Origin of the sequence: Streptomyces sp. NPDC002884, assembly GCF_040295245.1 — a bacterium.
In the GTDB taxonomy this organism is placed as follows: domain Bacteria; phylum Actinomycetota; class Actinomycetes; order Streptomycetales; family Streptomycetaceae; genus Streptomyces.
The window spans coordinates 35,264-53,010 of record NZ_JBEOVB010000021.1 but is presented as its reverse complement, the minus strand read 5'-3'; the positions used below and the strand labels follow the sequence as shown (position 1 = coordinate 53,010).

At 71.0% G+C, this 17,747-nt stretch carries 13 protein-coding genes and 1 riboswitch; of the genes, 1 reads left to right on the top strand and 12 read right to left on the bottom strand.

The features are described from left to right. Positions 1-62 precede the first annotated feature (62 nt). Positions 63-2,591 carry an ABC transporter permease gene (locus ABT070_RS31530; RefSeq protein WP_351765563.1) on the top strand — a complete coding sequence of 843 codons (2,529 nt, stop codon included), beginning with the start codon at positions 63-65 and terminating at the stop codon, positions 2,589-2,591. 105 nt (positions 2,592-2,696) lie between these two features. On the opposite strand, the gene ABT070_RS31525 is transcribed toward ABT070_RS31530, so the two are convergent. The 12 genes from ABT070_RS31525 to ABT070_RS31470 all read right to left on the bottom strand — a co-directional run bounded on the left by ABT070_RS31525 (position 2,697) and on the right by ABT070_RS31470 (position 17,607). Beyond that, a complete protein-coding gene (locus ABT070_RS31525; RefSeq protein ID WP_351765561.1) occupies positions 2,697-3,986 on the bottom strand; it encodes a class I SAM-dependent methyltransferase in 1,290 nt (429 codons plus the stop codon). A 266-nt stretch (positions 3,987-4,252) separates the two neighbouring features. After that, complete coding sequence (locus ABT070_RS31520; RefSeq protein WP_351765559.1) at positions 4,253-5,647, bottom strand: NAD(P)/FAD-dependent oxidoreductase; 1,395 nt, start codon at positions 5,645-5,647, stop codon at positions 4,253-4,255. A 453-nt stretch (positions 5,648-6,100) separates the two neighbouring features. Then, positions 6,101-7,042 carry a Ppx/GppA phosphatase family protein gene (locus ABT070_RS31515; RefSeq protein WP_351765557.1) on the bottom strand — a complete coding sequence of 314 codons (942 nt, stop codon included), beginning with the start codon at positions 7,040-7,042 and terminating at the stop codon, positions 6,101-6,103. Then, the gene (locus tag ABT070_RS31510) at positions 7,042-7,644 is read right to left on the bottom strand and encodes a DUF501 domain-containing protein (RefSeq protein ID WP_351765555.1); all 603 of its coding nucleotides are present in this window, start codon (positions 7,642-7,644) and stop codon (positions 7,042-7,044) included. Before ABT070_RS31510 ends, ABT070_RS31515 begins: the two co-directional genes overlap by 1 nt. Positions 7,645-7,666: 22 nt before the next feature. Next, positions 7,667-8,143, bottom strand: coding sequence for an FtsB family cell division protein (locus tag ABT070_RS31505; protein ID WP_351765553.1), 477 nt, complete (start codon positions 8,141-8,143; stop codon positions 7,667-7,669). 118 nt (positions 8,144-8,261) lie between these two features. After that, positions 8,262-9,548, bottom strand: coding sequence for a phosphopyruvate hydratase (eno, locus tag ABT070_RS31500; protein ID WP_351765551.1), 1,287 nt, complete (start codon positions 9,546-9,548; stop codon positions 8,262-8,264). 395 nt (positions 9,549-9,943) lie between these two features. Continuing rightward, positions 9,944-10,654 carry a transglycosylase family protein gene (locus ABT070_RS31495; protein WP_351765549.1) on the bottom strand — a complete coding sequence of 237 codons (711 nt, stop codon included), beginning with the start codon at positions 10,652-10,654 and terminating at the stop codon, positions 9,944-9,946. A 3-nt stretch (positions 10,655-10,657) separates the two neighbouring features. Beyond that, a riboswitch (cyclic di-AMP (ydaO/yuaA leader) is annotated at positions 10,658-10,844 on the bottom strand. Between the two features lie 204 nt (positions 10,845-11,048). After that, entirely contained in the window at positions 11,049-12,062 is a 1,014-nt protein-coding gene (locus ABT070_RS31490; protein WP_351765547.1) for a LysM peptidoglycan-binding domain-containing protein, read from the bottom strand. 204 nt (positions 12,063-12,266) lie between these two features. Then, positions 12,267-13,562, bottom strand: a complete 1,296-nt coding sequence (locus ABT070_RS31485; RefSeq protein ID WP_351765545.1) for a cytochrome P450 family protein — start codon at positions 13,560-13,562, stop codon at positions 12,267-12,269. Continuing rightward, complete coding sequence (locus tag ABT070_RS31480; protein WP_351765543.1) at positions 13,559-15,844, bottom strand: tetratricopeptide repeat protein; 2,286 nt, start codon at positions 15,842-15,844, stop codon at positions 13,559-13,561. The genes ABT070_RS31485 and ABT070_RS31480 overlap by 4 nt, the downstream gene beginning before the upstream one ends. 43 nt (positions 15,845-15,887) lie before the next feature. After that, positions 15,888-16,883, bottom strand: a complete 996-nt coding sequence (locus ABT070_RS31475; protein WP_351765541.1) for a nucleoside triphosphate pyrophosphohydrolase — start codon at positions 16,881-16,883, stop codon at positions 15,888-15,890. Between the two features lie 79 nt (positions 16,884-16,962). Beyond that, positions 16,963-17,607 carry a SurA N-terminal domain-containing protein gene (locus ABT070_RS31470; protein WP_351765539.1) on the bottom strand — a complete coding sequence of 215 codons (645 nt, stop codon included), beginning with the start codon at positions 17,605-17,607 and terminating at the stop codon, positions 16,963-16,965. Between the last annotated feature and the right edge of the window lie 140 nt (positions 17,608-17,747).

Below are 17,747 nucleotides of genomic sequence, written 5' to 3'. Positions count from 1 at the left end.
CCAGCCGATCTCCGCCCGGGACCGACCGCTCGACGACGAGCAGGACTGAGAAGACAACACCCATGTTCCGTACCGCCTTGCGCAACGTGCTCGCGCACAAGGCCCGGCTCCTGATGACCGTGCTCGCCGTGATGCTCGGCGTGGCCTTCGTGTCGGGGACCCTGGTCTTCACCAACACCCTCTCCGGCGCTCTCCAGAAGAGCTCCGCCAAGGGCTTCGACCAGGTCGACGTCGCCGTCACCGCCGAGGTCCAGGACGACGTCGGCGACCGCATCGTCAAGACGCCCGAGCTGACCCAGGCGCTGCTGGAGCGGAGCGCGAAGGTGCCGGGCGCCGCGTCCGCCATCGGCGTCGTCAACGGCTTCACCGCCATCGCCGACAAGGACGGCAAGCTCATCGGCGGCGGCTTCCAGTCGCAGGGCGGCAACTACTGGGGCGCCGAGGACACCCGGTACCCGCTCGCCACCGGGCACGCCCCGAGCGGCTCCGGCGAGGTCGTCATCGACTCCAGGACGGCCGAGCGGGCCGGGTACGAGGTCGGCGACACCGTACGGATCTCCGTCGACGGCCCCGTCCTCGCCCCGAAGATCACCGGCATCTTCACCACCGACGACGGCAATGTCGCGGCCGGCGGCAGCCTCGCCCTGTTCGACACGGCGACCGCCCAGACGCTCTTCGGCAAGACCGGCACCTACGACGAGATCGACGTCCGGGCCGCCGCCGGAACCTCGCAGAGCGCGCTGAAGTCCGCGCTGGACGCCGCCCTGCCGAAGGGCGAGGTCGAGACCGTCACCGGTGAGCAACTCGCCGACGACCAGGCGGAGGCGATCTCCGCCTCGATGAGCGGGATGAAGCAGGGGCTGCTGGTCTTCGCCGGGATCGCGCTGTTCGTCGGCACCTTCATCATCGCCAACACCTTCACCATGCTGGTCGCCCAGCGCACCAAGGAACTCGCGCTGATGCGGGCCGTGGGCGCCTCCCGCCGGCAGGTCACCCGGTCGGTGCTGATCGAGGCGTTCGTCGTCGGCACGGTCGCCGGGGTGACCGGTCTGGTCGCGGGTATCGGCATCGGGGCCGGGCTGCGCTCGCTGCTCGGGACGCTGGGCGCGACCGTCCCCGACGGACCGCTCGTCGTCTCGGGCGGCACGATCGCCGCCGCCCTCGTCGTCGGCGTCGTCATCACCATGCTGGCCGCCTGGCTGCCCGGCCGCCGGGCCGCGAAGATCCCGCCGGTCGCCGCGATGAGCAGCGTGCACGCCACCGCGAGCACCAAGTCGCTGGTGCTGCGCAACACGCTGGGCGCGCTGTTCTCGGCGGCGGGCGTCGCCGTGGTCCTGGCCGCGACGTCGATGAGCGGTTCCGACGGCCAGGCCCCCATGGGCATCGGCGCGGTCCTGCTGATCCTCGGCATCTTCATCCTGACCCCGCTGCTGTCCCGCCCGCTCATCGCGGCCGCCGCGCCCATCCTGCGGATCTTCGGGGTGTCCGGCAAGCTGGCCCGGCAGAACTCGGTGCGCAACCCGCGCCGCACGGCGGCCACGGCCTCCGCGCTGATGATCGGCCTGACCCTGATCACCGGTATGACGGTGATGGCGGGCAGTCTCCAGAAGTCCATCGACAAGATGGCGTCCTCCGCGATCAGGGCCGACTACGTCGTGTCGATGGCGAACGGCAACGAGCTCTCCGCAGACATCGACGAGAAGCTGAGGGCCACCGACGGGGTGACCGCCACCAGCCCGATGCGCAACGCGCCCGGCCGGATCGACGGCACGACCGAGTACCTCACCGGCGTCACCGGCTCCACCATCGGCGCGCTGACCGACCTCAAGGTCGACGACGGCTCCTTCGAGGTGGCCGGCGGACAGGTCGTCGTCGACGACTCCACCGCCGAGTCCCATGGCTGGAAGGCCGGTTCGTCCTTCACGGTGAACTACGAGGACGGCAGGAAGCAGCAGCTGACGGTCTCCGGGGTCTACGAGGGCAACGAGCTGATCGAGGGCATCCTGCTGGACAACGCGGCCCTCACCCCGCATCTGGCGGACCCGACCGACATGCGGGTCATGGTCAAGACGTCCGGCGGCACCTCGGACGCCACCAAGGACCGGCTGGAGAAGGCGCTCGGCTCCAACCCGGCCATCAAGGTCCAGAGCAAGCAGGACCTCTCCGACGAGATCGCGCAGATGTTCACGCTGATGCTGAACATGCTCTACGGGCTGCTCGCGATGGCCGTGATCGTCGCGGTCCTCGGCGTCATCAACACCCTCGCGATGTCGGTCTTCGAGCGTTCCCAGGAGATCGGCATGCTGCGGGCCATCGGCCTGGACCGGCGCTCGGTCAAGCGGATGGTCCGGCTGGAGTCCCTGGTGATCTCGCTCTTCGGCGGGGTGCTCGGCATCGGACTGGGCGTGTTCTTCGGCTGGGCGGCCGGTGAGCTGCTCGGCACCAGCATGCCGACGTACGAACTGGTCCTGCCGTGGGCCCGGATGGCCGTCTTCCTGCTGCTGGCCGCCGGGGTGGGCATCCTGGCCGCGCTGTGGCCGGCCCGGCGGGCGTCACGCCTGAACATGCTGGCCGCGATCAAGTCCGAGTAGGCCGTCCGAACAGGACGGGCCCGAGGAGTTCAGGCCCGAGGAACGCGGGCCCGGTCGGGGCCCCGCCGCGCGACGCGGCGGGGCCCCTCGTGCGTCGCGCGGCGGTCAGTTCCAGGTGCGGGCGCGCAGCGGCATCCCGGAGTCGCCCGACCCGGGGGTGCGGACGGCCAGGACCTGGTTGACGCCGATCTGGTTGCGTTCGAAGGCGACGGCGGAGGCCGCCATGTAGAGCCGCCAGACCCGGGCCCGGCCGGGGCTGGTGAGGTGGACGGCCCGCTCCCAGTCGGCCTCCAGGCGGGCGACCCAGCGGCGCAGGGTGAGGGCGTAGTGCTCGCGGATCGACTCGACGTCACGCACCTCGAAGCCCGCGCGTTCGAGCTGGGTGACCGTGGTGCCGACGGGGGCGAGTTCGCCGTCCGGGAAGACATAGGCGTCGATGAACGCGTCCACGCCGTACGCCGACTCGTCGCGGTGCGGACGTCGGGCGATCTGGTGGTTGAGCAGCCGGCCGCCGGGCCGCAGCAACGCGAACAGGGCGTGCGCGTACTCCAGATACCTCTCGGAGCCGACGTGTTCCGCCATGCCGATGGAGGAGACCGCGTCGAACGGACCGTCGGTGACGTCCCGGTAGTCCTGGACGCGGATCTCGACCTTGTCGGTGAGCCCGGCGTCGGCGACGCGCTTGCGGGCGAACGCCGCCTGCTCCTGGGACAGGGTGACCCCGACGACGGTCGCACCGTGCTCGCGGGCCGCGTGGATGGCGAGGGAGCCCCAGCCGCAGCCGACGTCGAGCAGCCGCGACCCCGGTCTCAGCTCCAGCTTGCGGCAGACGAGTTCGAGCTTGTCGTGCTGGGCGAGTTCGAGGGTGCTGTCGCCGGACTCCCAGTAGGCGCACGAGTAGACCATGGACGGGCCGAGGACGAGCGCGTAGAAGTCGTTGCCGACGTCGTAGTGGTGGCTGATGGCGCGCCGGTCGGTGCCGCGGGTGTGGAGGTGGCCGGTCCGGCGGACCTCCTCACGCGGCGGGGCGGGCGGCAACGGCGGTCCGGCGAGCCTGAGCAGGCCGCGCACCGCCGACCGGAACGCGGGGTCGCGCAGCGCCTGAGCGAGCGTACGGGCGTCCTCGCCGCGCTCCCAGATCAGGCCGGAGAGCAGATCGAGGGCGGTGTACAGGTCCCCCTCGATCCCCAGGTCGCCGGCCACCCAGGCGCGGGCGAGGCCGAGTTCACCGGGCTTGAAGAGGAGCCGGCGCAGGGCCCGGCGATTGCGTACGACCAGGGTCGGCGCATCGGGCGGACCCGCCTGCGAACCGTCCCAGGCGCGGACGCGCACCGGGAAGGGGGCTCCCAGCAACTGTTCGACGAGGGCATGGAGCCGCGGCGCGGCGTCAGCCATGATGCACACCTCCGTGACGGGTGATCCCGCAATGTCCTGACACCACGTAAACACGGAAGAGCGCGCGGTCCAGTCCCGCGCGGCCGTCACGACTCGGCAAAATACATGTACACGGCATGCGTCCGGGCCGGCGACGGGGCCGACGCGGGCCGGCAGCGCGGGCCGGCAGCGCGGGCCGGGGGCGCGGGCCGGGGGCGAACGCCGAAGGGGCCGTCCGCACCACGGATGGCGGACGGCCCCTTCGGGGGTGTTTCGGTGACCGGAGGTCAGGAGGCCTTGGCCTTCTCGTTCTCGGTCTTCTCGGCGGCCGGCTTCGCGGCGACCGGCGCCGGCTTCGCGGCCTCGTAGAACTCCTCGCGCGGGGACTCCAGCGCGCCGAGAGCCACGACCTCGCGCTTGAGGAACATGCCGAGCGTCCAGTCGGCGAAGACGCGGATCTTACGGTTCCACGTCGGCATCGCCAGGCCGTGGTAGCCGCGGTGCATGTACCAGGCGAGACGGCCCTTGACCTTGATCTTCACCTTGCCCATGACGATCATCGCGACGCCCTTGTGGAGGCCGAGGCCCGCCACCGCACCCTTGTTGGCGTGCGAGTACTCCTTCTGCGGGAAGCCCCGCATACCGGAGATCACGTTGTCGCCGAGGACCTTGGCCTGCCGCAGCGCGTGCTGCGCGTTCGGCGGGCACCAGGCGTTCTCGACGCCGGCCTTGCGGGCGGCGACGTCCGGGACCTGCGCGTTGTCGCCGGCGGCCCAGATGTAGTCGGTGCCCTGGACCTGGAGGGTCGGGGCGGTGTCGACGTGACCGCGGGGGCCCAGCGGCAGGCCGTAGCGGGCCAGCACCGGGTTGGGCTTGACGCCCGCCGTCCACACGATGGTGTTGGAGTCGACCTCGAGGCCGTTCTTCAGCACCACGTGGCCGTCGACGCAGGAGTCCATGGAGGTGGAGAGGTAGATCTCCACACCGCGGCCCTCGAGGTGCTCCTTGCCGTACTGGCCCAGCTTGGGGCCGACCTCGGGAAGGATCTTGTCGGCGGCGTCGACGAGGATGAAGCGCATGTCCTCGCGGGACACCGTCTTGTAGTACTTGGCCGCGTCCCGGGCCAGGTCCTCGACCTCACCGATGGTCTCCGCGCCGGCGAAACCGCCGCCGATGAAGACGAAGGTGAGCGCCTTGCGGCGGATCTCCTCGTCGGTCGTGGAGTCGGCCTTGTCGAGCTGCTCGAGGACGTGGTTGCGCAGGCCGATGGCCTCCTCGACACCCTTCATGCCGATGCCCTGTTCGGCGAGGCCGGGGATCGGGAAGGTGCGGGAGACCGCGCCGAGCGCGATCACCAGGTAGTCGAAGGGCAGCTCGTACGCCTCGCCGACCAGCGGGGCGATCGTGGCGACCTTGCGGTCCTGGTCGATGGTGGTGACCCGGCCGGTGAGGACCTCCGCCTTGGGCAGCACGCGTCGCAGCGGGACGACGACATGGCGCGGGGAGATGTTGCCGGCGGCGGTTTCGGGGAGGAAGGGCTGGTAGGTCATGTACGACCGGGGGTCGACGACCGTGACGGTCGCCTCGCCGTAGCGCATCTTCTTCATGATGCGCCGAGCTGCGTACAGGCCTACGTACCCACCGCCTACTACGAGGATCCTGGGACGCTCCGTGGTGCTCATGCCATCGAGTATCCACCCGCTCGAGGGGGGTCGCTCGTGCGCCCCTTCACAAGCTTCCCGGGGGTGTGTGCTATCCTCCGCGGCTCGCGTGATCCACGTCATGGCGCGGAGGGGGAACCAGCGTGTAGGGCGTGACGTTGTCAATGCCGCGTGAGCTGCCTCTCCGGCCCCGGAAGGGCTCCGTGAGGGCCGCGCGGGGGACCCTCACGGGACCTCCGCGATACGTCCGCGCGCGCCTCTTTTGAACACGTTCACACGGGTGTTGGGCCCCCGGAAGGGTCAACGGAGACGCATCTGTCCTCCGACAGGGCCGAATTCCTTGTGAAGAACTTCACGAACTTTCCCGAGGGGGTGCCTCCGGAACGCGTCCGAGGGGCCGCCAAGGGCCCCTCGGGACTGCTCATACGGGCATCCTGCCTGCTCAGCAGAGTGCAAGTAGCGGGCCGGCCAAGGTCACGCGATCGACCAGGCGATGCCGTCGAGGATGTCGTGCTCGCTCACGACGACCTCCTCCGCACCGATCCGCTCCATGATCGCCAGCAGGACGAGCGCGCCCGCCGCGATCACGTCCACCCGGCCCGGGTGCATCGCCGGATGGGCCGCGCGCTGTTCGTGGGTCGCCTTGAGCAGGTCGTCGCTGATGCTCCTGACCCGGTCGACACCGATCCGCGCGTGGTGGATCTTCGTGGAGTCGTACGCCTCCAGTCCCAGGGCGATCGCCGCGACCGTCGTCACCGAGCCGGCCAGGCCGACCAGGGTGTGCGCCTCGCGCAGCGGGACCGTCCGCTCGGCGAGGTCGAGAGCGGCCTCGATGTCGGCGCGCATCGCCGCGATCTGCCCGGCGGTGGGCGGGTCGGTGACCTTCCCGTCCACGACCAGGTGCCGCTCCGTCATCCGTACACAGCCCACGTCGACGGAGCGCGCGGCGCGGACCCGGTCGTCGCCGACCACGAACTCGGTCGAGCCGCCGCCGATGTCCACCACCAGGAAGGGCTTGGCCAGGTCGGCGCGCCCGACGAGTTCCTTCGTGGCGCCGGTGAAGGAGAACTCGGCCTCCTGGTCGCCGGTGATGACCTCGGGCTCGACGCCGAGGATGTCCAGCACCCCGCGCACGAACTCGTCCCGGTTCTCCGCGTCCCGGGAGGCGGAGGTGGCGACGAAGCGCAGCCGCTGCGCGCCGTACTCCTTGATGGCGGCCGCGTACTCCCGGCAGGCCGCGAAGGTCCGCTCCAGCGCCTCGGGGGCGAGCCGTCCGGTGCGGTCGACGCCCTGGCCGAGGCGGACGATCGTCATCCGGCGGTCCAGGTCGACCAGCTCACCGGTTGCCGGGTCGGCGTCGGCGACGAGGAGGCGGATCGAGTTCGTGCCGCAGTCGACGGCGGCGACGCGGGTCATCAGGCGTTCCCCTCGGCCGGCTTGACAGCGAAGCGGCCCGACCCGTCCTCGGGCGTCTCCCCCTGCCGGCCGTCACCGGACGGCGGCTGGGGCGACACCACGCAGGTGCCCTTGCTCCACCACTGCGGGAGCATCCCCAGGGCCTCGTCGCCGAGCGGGTTCACGCCCGGACCGGCGGCCAGGGAGTGCGCGACGAGCACGTGCAGGCACTTCACCCGGTCCGGCATGCCGCCCGCACTGGGGAAGTTCTTCAGTTCCTCGATCTCGTCCCGGCGCCGGACGTAGTCCTCGTGCGCGGCACGGTAGGAGGCCGCCAGCTCCGGGTCGGCCTGCAGCCGCTCCGTCATCTCCTTCATCACGCCGTTCGCCTCGAGCGTGCCGATGGCCGAGTTGGCCTTCGGGCACGTCAGGTAGTACAGCGTCGGGAAGGGAGTGCCGTCGGGCAGGCGGGGGGCCGTCTCCACGACGTCCGGCTGCCCGCACGGGCAGCGGTGCGCGATCGCGCGCAGACCGCGCGGCGGCCGGCCGAGCTGCTGCTTGAAGGCCTCGACGTCCGCGTCGGTGGGCTCGGTGCGCGGGGTGGTCGGCGGGGGCGATTCCATGCCTGTCTTTCTATCGGTCGGTTCACTGGTCGGAGGCGTCGGACTTGTCGACGCCGTCCCAGACGTTCGAGTACCAGGGCCGGTCGGTCGCCCCGAGGTCGGCGCGGGACTGCTTGGCCGCGTCCGGGTCGATCACGACGAACCCGGTCTCCCCCGGCAGCACGTAGTGCAGCCGCTGCCGGATCTGCTGCTCGGCGTAGGCGTCGTCCTGCCAGCGCGCCTTGAGGTCCCGCAGCTGCTCGACGCGTTCGGCGGCCTGCTGCTTCTCGCGCTCCAGATCGGCGATGTCGGCACGCTGGGAGACGTACTGGCGCATCGGATAGGCCAGGGCCACGATCAGGGTGCACAGGACGAGCGCGAGGAGCGCGGCGCGGCCGGTGAGCCGGGAGCGGCGGGCCTGGCGCTTGGTCTGGGAGCGGTAGACCCGGGCCGCGGTCTGCTCGCCGAGCAGCTTGATCCTGGTCGCGGTGGAGAAACGGTCCCGGTCCTTCACGGCCACTGCTTCCCGCCTCCCGTCTCACACGTGCGTACGTCCCCGCACACGGTACGGGACCGGGTACGGGGACGTACGTACGACTGGCTAAGGCTTGACCCGGTATGGGTCAACCCGGCACGGGTCAGCCCTTGAAGCGGGGGAACGCCGAGCGGCCGGCGTACACCGCGGCGTCGTCGAGGATCTCCTCGATGCGCAGCAGCTGGTTGTACTTGGCGACGCGGTCCGAGCGGGCCGGGGCGCCGGTCTTGATCTGACCGCAGTTCACCGCGACCGCGAGGTCGGCGATGGTGACGTCCTCGGTCTCGCCGGAGCGGTGGGACATCATGCACTTGAAGCCGTTGCGCTGGGCCATCTCGACGGCGTCCAGGGTCTCGGTCAGCGAACCGATCTGGTTGACCTTGACGAGCAGGGCGTTGGCGGAGCCCTCCTCGATGCCACGGGCCAGACGCTCGGGGTTGGTGACGAAGAGGTCGTCGCCGACGATCTGGACCTTGTCGCCCAGCTTCTGGGTGATGACGTTCCAGCCGGCCCAGTCGTCCTCGTACAGCGGGTCCTCGATGGAGACGAGCGGGTACGCGGAGACGAGCTCCTCGTAGTACTCGGTCATCTCGGCGGCCGAGCGGGACTTGCCCTCGAACTCGTACTTGCCGTCCTTGTAGAACTCGGACGCGGCGACGTCGAGCGCGAGCGCGATCTGCTCGCCGGGCACGTAACCGGCCTGCTTGATGGCCTCGAGGATGAGGTCGAGCGCGGCGCGGTTGGACTCCAGGTTCGGGGCGAAGCCGCCCTCGTCGCCGAGGCCGGTGGACAGACCCTTGGTCTTCAGCACCTTCTTGAGGGTGTGGTAGACCTCGGCGCCCCAGCGCAGGGCCTCGGAGAAGGTCTCCGCGCCGATCGGGGCGATCATGAACTCCTGGATGTCCACGTTGGAGTCGGCGTGCGAGCCGCCGTTCAGGATGTTCATCATCGGCACCGGGAGCAGGTGCGCGTTGGGGCCGCCCAGGTAGCGGAACAGCGGCAGGTCGCTGGCCTCGGAGGCGGCGTGGGCGACGGCGAGCGAGACGCCGAGGATGGCGTTGGCGCCGAGCGAGCCCTTGTTGTCGGTGGCGTCCAGGTCGAACATGGCCTGGTCGATCAGGCGCTGCTCGGTGGCGTCGTAGCCGACGAGCTCCGGGCCGATCTGCTCGATGACGGCGAGGACGGCCTTCTCGACACCCTTGCCGAGGTAGCGGTTGGGGTCACCGTCGCGGAGCTCGATGGCCTCGAAGGCACCGGTGGAGGCGCCGGACGGAACGGCGGCACGACCCGTGCTGCCGTCGTCGAGGCCGACCTCGACCTCGACCGTGGGGTTGCCTCGGGAGTCCAGGATTTCCCGGGCTACGACGACGTCGATGGACGGCACGAGCATCTCCTTCTTGGGATGTGACGCTGGTTGTGCGGGGCCCAGGGACCGTGACGATCCCTTGCTGAGCCTTGCGACTAGAGCCTAACCGCCCCGGAGCCGTCGGCAGCCGACCGACCGTCCCGTGGACAGGGAGACCGTACCTATTGTTTCCGCCCGGAACAAAGGGGGTGGCCGAGAAAGGCCGACAGGAAGTGACGAACGGGCAAAGAGAAACCCCGCTCCGGTGCGTACGGGGGAACACGCACCGGAGCGGGGAGCCCGTGGGGACGGGGGGTGACCCTCACGAGGTCTCTTCAGTGTGCCGACCTCGGATGTGAGGGCGCTGTGGCTTCTCTGGGGGCCAGGTGTCACTTCGGGCGCAGCGTCACTTCGGACGCCGCGTCACCGCGCGCCCAGCGTCACTTCAGGTGCAGCTGCTGGCCCGGGTAGATGAGGTCCGCGTCGACGACGATGTCCTTGTTCAGCTCGAACAGCTTCGCCCAGCCGCCCTTGACCTTGTGCTTCTCGGCGATGGAGCTGAGGGTGTCGCCCTTGACGACCTTGTACTCGCCGTCGCCCTTCTTGACCTTCTTGCCGGTCGGGGTGGTGACCGTCTTGGAGGCGGCCGGGCGGTCGGTCGAGCGGGAGGCGCTCTGCTCCTCGGTCGAGCGGCTGGTGGTGCTGCCGCTGTCCGACGAGCCGGAGGAGCCGGACGAGCTGGACGAGCCGGAGCCCGCGGCGCTGCCGCCGTTGTAGGCGGCGCCGGACAGGCCGGTGCCGCAGACCGGCCAGGCGCCCTTGCCCTGGCCCGCGAGGACCTTCTCGCCGATGGCTATCTGCTGGGTCTTGGAGGCCTGGTCGGCCTGCGAGGCGTAGGCGGTGCCGCCGTACGCGGCCCAGGTGGAGGCGGAGAACTGGAGGCCGCCGTAGTAGCCGTTGCCGGTGTTGATGGACCAGTTGCCACCGGACTCGCACTGGGCGACCGCGTCCCACTCGGAGGCGGTGGCGGCGGAGGCGTTGCCGGCCGCCATCAGCGGGGCGGCGATGGCGACGCCGGTGACACCGGCGAGCGTGGCGACACGGGTGACCTTGGAGGGACGGCGGTGCTTGCCCTTACCGGAAAACAGCATGGTGGATCCCCTCACCGACGCCTGCGAGGTGAGCTGTCGGGTTCGGGCCGTGTGAGTTGCCCGGCCACTTCCTCGTCCGCCGGAGCGCTGCTCCGTGGGAGGTGTGGCTTCACCCCGAGCCGTTCCGGTCAACCGACCGGCGCGGCACTTACCTTGGGTCCCCCGCTCCTGCCTACGGCGCTTGCGCGACGACTGTTCCCGGGTCGTCGCTGGCAGGATTCGGCGTTGCGACGGCCGGGGCTCGGGTTGCCGAGCGGCCTCGACCGTAGACACGCGATCGGCGGAATTTCAAAGACGATCAGGGCTTCTGAGACTCATCCCACACTTTCACCAAATCGGACATTCGGCGCGAAGCGTGACGTGAACTCCCGCTGTTTTTCTTGGGCTTTGCGCCCTATTGGACCCCTGTGTCGAGGGTCTGACCGGCGGCGATGTTGCTCGGGTCGACGCCGATGAGGTCCCTGTTCTCGGCGTAGAGGGCGCGCCATCCGCCGTCGAGGCCAAGGGAGTCGGCGATGGACGCGAGGGAGTCGCCCTCCTGGACCACATAGGTGGCCGCGGCGTGCCGGCCGGCGGAGGCGGTGGTGGTGCCGCCCACGCCGGTGTCGGTCGCGCTCTTGGTCGCCGGCTCGTCGGCGGTGGCGCCACGGTGGCGGCCGGAGCCGAGGGAGCTGGTGTCGACGAGGCTCCAAGAACCCTCGTCCTGGCCTGAATTGTCTGAGTCGTCCGCTTCCGGGGTCGCCGTGGGCGAGTCGTCGCCCGTCGACCCGCTCCGGCCGCCGGAACCGCCGGACGTGCCGGAGTCGTCCGTGGCGGCGGAGGAAGAGGACGAAGGGGAGGAAGCGGACGCCGAGGGCGAACCGGAGGAATCGGCGGACGAGTCGGACGATCCGGTCGAGGAGTCGTCACTCGTCGAGGAGCCCGAGGATCCGGACAACCCCCTGGACAGGTCGGACAATCCGGAAGACCCAGATGAGTCGGACGAGTCGGACGAGTCGTCCGCCACGCCGGTGTCCACGTTCAGCGCGCCGTTCTCCTGGGTGAGCCCGGAGGTCAGCCCGCAGGTGCCCCACGCGCCGATCCCGTCGGCCGCGAGCACCTTCTGTGCCACGGCGATCTGCTGGCTGCGGCTGGCCAGGTCGGCGCTCGTCGCGTAGTCGAGGCCGCCGTACGCCTCCCAGTCCTTCTGGGTGAGGTTCAGGCCGCCGTACTCGCCGTCACCGTCGTCGGCGCTCCACGAGGCGCCGGTCTCGCACTGCGCCACCTTGTCCCACACCGTGCCGTCGGCCGCGCTCGCGCCGGAGGCGGCGAGCAGCGGGATGGCGATGGCGGAGCCCGTCACTCCGGCCGCGACAAGGAGGGCCGGGGCCTGGCGGGGGCGACGGTGACGACCGTTCCCGGAGAGCATGCGAGGGGCCTTTCTCTGGACAGCACTGACCGGCGCGGCGGTGAGACCGATGCTCCGCGCTGACGAGTGAACGTATCGGCAGACGATCACTTGTCACAAGTTAATGCCGCGCAGATCACGTGAAGATCACAGACTTGAGTGTTGGTCACCTTTGCTCCGCCGAACGGTCACACTCCGGCTGACATCCGGTCAGACATGGACCGCTTATGAGCCGGAATGCACCGGAGTGAACTCGACCGGCAGCGTACGCAGTCCGCGCATGATGAGCCCACCGCGCCACCTCAACTCGGCCGGATCCACGGCCAGTCGGAGATCGGGCAGCCGGGTGAGAAGGGTGGCCAGCGCGGTCTGGCCCTCCAGCCGGGCCAGCGGGGCGCCCAGGCAGTAGTGGATGCCGTGGCCGTAGCCGAGGTGCTGGTTGTCGCGGCGGGACAGGTCGAGGGTGTCGGGATCCGAGAAACGCGCCGGGTCACGGTCGGCGGCCGCCAGCACGACGAGAACGGGATCGCCCGGCGCGATGTCCTGCCCCCCGACGCTCAGCGGCTCGGTCGCGAACCGCCAGGTGGCGAGTTCCACGGGGCCGTCGTAGCGCAGGAGTTCCTCGACGCCGGTTTCGAGGAGGCCGCGGTCGCCGTCGTCCCCGGTGAGCGACCGCTGGAGACGTTCACGCTGCTCGGGATGGGTGAGGAGGGCGTAGGTGCCGTTGCCGATGAGATTGACGGTCGTCTCGAAGCCGGCGAACAGCAGGATGAAGGCCATGGCGGCGGCCTCGTTCTCGGTGAGGTGCTCGCCGTGGTCCGAGGCGCGGATCAGGCCGGAGATGAGGTCCTCGCCGGGAGCCGGGTCGGCGGGGAGCTCCGCGCGCTTGCGGTGGATGAGCTCCAGCAGGTAGCCGCGCATCTTCTTCACCGACCGCGCGACCCCGCCCCGCGGACCCCCGCCGTGCCGGATCATCATCCCCGCCCAGTCGCGGAAGTCGTCCTGGTCCTCGCGGGGCACGCCCAGGAGGTCGCAGATCGCGTAGATGGGGAGAGGGAAGGCGAAGTCGTGGATGAGGTCGGCCCCGCCCTCGGCAGCGAACCGGTCGATGAGCTGATCCGTCAGCTCCTGGACGCGCGGCGCGAACTCGGCGACCCGGCGGGGCGTGAAGGCCTTGCTGACGAGCCGTCGCAGCCGGGTGTGGTCCGGCGGGTCGATGTTGAGCAGATGCGTCATCAGCTCGGCCTTGCGCTCACCGGGGATGCCGGTCTTGCCCTTGGCGTGCGCCGGTTCGTCATGATGCGCCGGGTTCTTGGAGAGCCGCTGGTCGGCGAGGGCCTGTTTCGCGTCGGCGTACCGGGTGACCAGCCAGGCCTCGACACCGCTGGGCAACACGGTGCGGTGCACGGGCGCGTGCTCGCGCAGCCAGGCGTAGGCGGGGTAGGGGTCGGTCGCGAACTCCCAGGTGAAGAGTTCGGGAGCGGTGCGGTCCGGGTGGTCTGTGTCGGGCTGCTCGGTCACTCCTCGACCGTAGCGGTGTCCTCGACCTGTTCCGCGAGGGCCTTGCGCGCGCCGGGGTGCCCCATGTCGGCGGCCCTGCGATACCAGAGGATGGCTTCGGCGGGGTTGTCCTGTTTGCCGAGGAGGAGGGCGAGCCGGTAGGCGGCATAGGCGTCGCCTTGGGCGTAGCCCTGCTCGTACCCCTTGCGGGCATCTTCCAGGGACCCCGTCTTCTCCGCCACGACGGCCTGGTGCGTGGCATCCAGCCGCCCCTCGCCGGCGAAGTAGTCCGCCGCGTCGCCCAGGCTCTGTCGCGGTTTGCGGATGTCGGCCAGCAACTCCGCGGCCCCCTCGTCGCCGTCGGCGGCGGCGCGGGCCAGCAGTACCTCGGCCGCCTCCTCCTCGTGGCTCAGCAGAAAGGACACGGCCGCGCTCCGGGCGACGGGGGCGTAGCCCTGCATCTCGGCGCCGATGTAACAGTCCATCGCCTCGCTGAGGTCGCCGCGTCCGAGCAGCAGGTCACCCAGCCGGTGTGCCGCCGCCATGTCACGGCCGGCCGCCGCCTTGCGCAGCCACTGCTCGGCCAGCGCCAGATGCGCCTCCCCGAGCAGCCGCGCCTCCGGACCATCGGGCTTCGCCTCGGCCGCCGTCCGCAGATAAGGCAGCGCCTCCTCCGCCTCCCCCCGTCCGAGGAGCCGCTCGCCGACCTGCCCCGCCAGCTCCGTCCTCCCCGCGTCCACGGCCCTGCGCAGCCAGTCCAGTGCCGTGGCCTCGTTCTCGGAGAGCAGGCTCAGCAGGTGCATCGCCCCGGCGTCACCCTCCTGCGCCCTGGCCGAGAAGACGACGTCGGCGGTGGCACGGACGTTGAGGTGCACCCCGGTGTCGTACTTCGTCCCCTCCAGCGCGCAGCGCCAGACGGCGTCCGGGACGGCCCTCGCGGTCTCCTGCTCGGCGTCGACGACCAGTGAGCCGTACGGCCGCCAGGTCTCCTCGCTCTCCCCCACCCGAAGCGGCGCTCCCGGTACCAGCATCCCGGTGACCCCGTGCAGCGGCTGGACGGCCCAGTCGACGGCCTCCTGGAACGACTCCGGCTGCGCCCGCCCCGCCGGCCGGTGCGCGCCGTGAGTGCGGCACGCCTCCTCCAGCAGCCGGCGGGGGATGTCCCCGGTGACGCCACAGCGGGCGAGGTCCGTCGCGGCCCGGATCAGCAGGTGACCGTACGGATGGCGGCTGTTGGAGTACCCGGCCCGCTGCCACTGCGCCCGGAGTTCCGCGCCGATGGCCAGGTACTGGGTGACACCGGTGGCGCCGCGCCGGTCGAGTGCCTCGCCGAGCAGGTCGTCGCGCAGGGCGGTCAGCCGCTCGACCTCCTGCTCGCTCCAGCGCGAACTCACCCGCTCCGACCGTGCCAGCGTCATCAGCCGGGACGCGGGTCCACCGCCGAAGCGGTGCGCGTCGTACAGGTCGTCGCCCATCGTGGCCACCACCGGGACACCCAGCGTCCTCAGGTCGGCCAGCAGGACCACGGTCAGCCCGTGCTCGCCGAGGTGGCCCTCCAGTTCGTCCAGCCAGAGCACGTACCCGCCGTCCCGGCCGCGCAGCAGGGCGGGCAGTCCGCGCAGGTCCGTGCCGGGAGCGGGCGCGTACACCCGGGTCCGGGGGTCCGTCTCGCGGACGACGGCCGCCCAGGCCGTCCTCGACTTGCCGGTGAGCGGCCCGCCCGTGATCACCAGCAGTCTGTCCCGCGCGGTCCAGCCCCGCAGCGTCTCGTCGATGTCGCGGGGGACGTACGGCGGCAGCGCCGGGTCCGCCGAGTGCCGCCCGGCGGGCCGCACGCCCAGGGTCACCAGGTCGGCGTCCGCCACCGTGGGCCAGCTGCCGGGGTCGGGCACCGCGAAGACGCCGGGCGGCGGTGCGTAGGTGTGCTGGTTCAGGACGCCCACCACCTGGCCGTGGTAGGTGCCGCCGTAGTAGCCGACGGTGTCGCCGGAAGAGGGCCGGGCAGCGGGCTCGGGGGGCCGCGGAGCCTGCTCGAAGCGGTCGATCAGCTCGAACAGGCCGGTGAGCGATCCTTCCTCGCCGGACAGGAGCGCGGCCTCGAAGTGCCGGCCCTCGACCGCAATGAGCGTCTCTTCCAGGCCGTCGGACGGAAGGGTGATCTGTACCGGGACCGCCCCGGCTCCCCCGTGGCGCGCGAACCACGCGACGAACGCCCGCCGGATCTCCTCCCGGTTCTCCGACAGCAGCCCCCTGTTGAGCACCTCCGCGGCCCAGGCCGCCAGCTCCTCCGACTCCCGTTCCATACAAGCCCCCGCACCCCACGAACCGGATCAGGAACTCACCGTACTAACCATCCACCCCCTCGACACCCCGGATCGCGTCCCGGTACGCCCTGGCCGCCGCGCGCAGGGCCGCCTCCGGGTCGACGCCCTCCGATTCGGCTCGCGCCGCCAGGGCGAGCAGTTCGTAGCCGATGCCCTCGGCCGTCGGCAGCGGTACCTCGAGCCGTGCCGTGCGGGCCCGGGACACCAGCTTCGCCGCGAGGGCCAGTCCGGGCTGGTGGAGGGGTACGCCGTCCGTCACCGACTCCCGCCGCTTCTCCGCCGCCTTCGTGCGGAGCCAGTGCTCCTTCACCTCCTCCGGGGTGGTGGCGGTGGCGTCGCCGAAGACATGGGGGTGGCGGTGGATGAGCTTGGCGACGATCGTGCCCGCCACGTCGTCGACGGAGAACGGGGACTCCTCGTCCTCCTCGGCGATGCGGGCGTGGAAGACGACCTGGAGCAGCACGTCTCCCAGTTCCTCGCGGAGTTCGTCGTGGTCGCCGTCCTCGATCGCCTCGACCAGTTCGTACGACTCCTCGACCGCGTACTTCGCCAGGCCCTTGTGGGTCTGCCGGGAGGACCACGGGCATTCGGCGCGGATGCGGTCCATGACCTGGACGAGGTCGAGGAGCCGGGCTCCCGGGAGGTCGTAGGAGGCGGGGAGCAGTTCCAGGTCGGGCATGGACACACGGCCGGAGCCGGCCAGGCGGGCCAGGCCGTCGGTGAGGGCCGGTTCGCCCTCGCCGGTGGCCACGACCACGACCGTGCGGCCGCCGGCGCAGGCGGCGAGCAGTTCCTCGGCGGCCGGGGAGGTCTCCTCGACGGTGATGCCCGCGTCCCGCAGATAGGGCAGCTGCGGATGCGCGCCGTCCGCGCACAGCACCCGGTCCGCCGTGCGCAGGGCCTGCCAGGCGGGCCAGGACAGCAGACCGGGGGCGACCCGGTGGCTGGTGGTGAGCAGGACGACGCGGCCGGGGGCCTCGGCCTCGGTGGGAGCGGCGGCGGAGCTGATGGCGTTCACACCCCGAACGTAACCCACGCCCGTCAGCGCCCTCGCGAGTTATCCACAGGGAGGACCGGCCGGTCGTACGATCACATGGTCACGTCGGCTGCTGCGTTCCCGCCGCCGAGATCTCCCGTACCCAGGGCGTCTTCGCGTCGACGCGGGCGACCTTCTGCGCGTCCCAGTTCCCGTAGCGCGGGTTGAGGTCGACGTCGAGCGCCTTGGACGCCTTGGACAGCGCGTTCCAGAAGGCCGGCTGGCTGGTGTTCGTGCCGAGCTCGGTGGCGAGTTTCTGGGCCTCCAGCTGGAGGCGGAGGTTCTCGTCGAGGCGCTGCGGCGGAATGCCGTACTGCTGGAGCCATGCCGCCTCCAGGCCCTGCGCGCCGCCCGCCTGCTGCTCCAGGCCGGCCCGCATCTCCTGGACCTCCCGACGGCTGACGGTGATGCCCGCGTCCTGCGCGGCGCGGTGCAGCACCTTGTCGAGGACCATGCCGTGCAGGGTGTCCCGGGCGAGGGAACCGGTCTGGGCGACGGCCTGCGCGTACTGGGCGTCGTCGGTGACCGCGGCCCGCTGGGCCGTGCGCACCTCGTTCACCCGGCTCTCCAGCTGGGCGACGGTGATCCGCTGGTCGCCGACCACGGCCGCCGCGCCGGGATGCGCGTCGTTCCCACAGGCGGCGAGGAGCGGGGCCGCCACGATCGCGGCGGACAGCAGGAGCGCGGTGCGACGACGGCGGTGCAAGGAAACCTCCCGAGGAGATTGTGCGACGGTGCACAAAGTCTTGCGGTGATCGATGTTAGGCAGTGGGACGGCTGGGGCCAACCCATTCGACCAACGATTCACCAGGACTTCGGGCACCGCCGCGCCCGCTCGTCGCCCGC

Excerpts from the sequence above, each read along its gene's own strand:
- eno (WP_351765551.1), bottom strand. The coding sequence starts at position 9,548 with ATGCTCGTGCCGTCCATCGACGTCGTCGTAGCCCGGGAAATCCTGGAC.
- ABT070_RS31495 (WP_351765549.1), bottom strand. The coding sequence starts at position 10,654 with ATGCTGTTTTCCGGTAAGGGCAAGCACCGCCGTCCCTCCAAGGTCACC.
- ABT070_RS31520 (WP_351765559.1), bottom strand. The coding sequence starts at position 5,647 with ATGAGCACCACGGAGCGTCCCAGGATCCTCGTAGTAGGCGGTGGGTAC.
- ABT070_RS31510 (WP_351765555.1), bottom strand. The coding sequence starts at position 7,644 with ATGGAATCGCCCCCGCCGACCACCCCGCGCACCGAGCCCACCGACGCG.
- ABT070_RS31530 (WP_351765563.1), top strand. The coding sequence starts at position 63 with ATGTTCCGTACCGCCTTGCGCAACGTGCTCGCGCACAAGGCCCGGCTC.
- ABT070_RS31515 (WP_351765557.1), bottom strand. The coding sequence starts at position 7,042 with ATGACCCGCGTCGCCGCCGTCGACTGCGGCACGAACTCGATCCGCCTC.
- ABT070_RS31525 (WP_351765561.1), bottom strand. The coding sequence starts at position 3,986 with ATGGCTGACGCCGCGCCGCGGCTCCATGCCCTCGTCGAACAGTTGCTG.
- ABT070_RS31480 (WP_351765543.1), bottom strand. The coding sequence starts at position 15,844 with ATGGAACGGGAGTCGGAGGAGCTGGCGGCCTGGGCCGCGGAGGTGCTC.
- ABT070_RS31490 (WP_351765547.1), bottom strand. The coding sequence starts at position 12,062 with ATGCTCTCCGGGAACGGTCGTCACCGTCGCCCCCGCCAGGCCCCGGCC.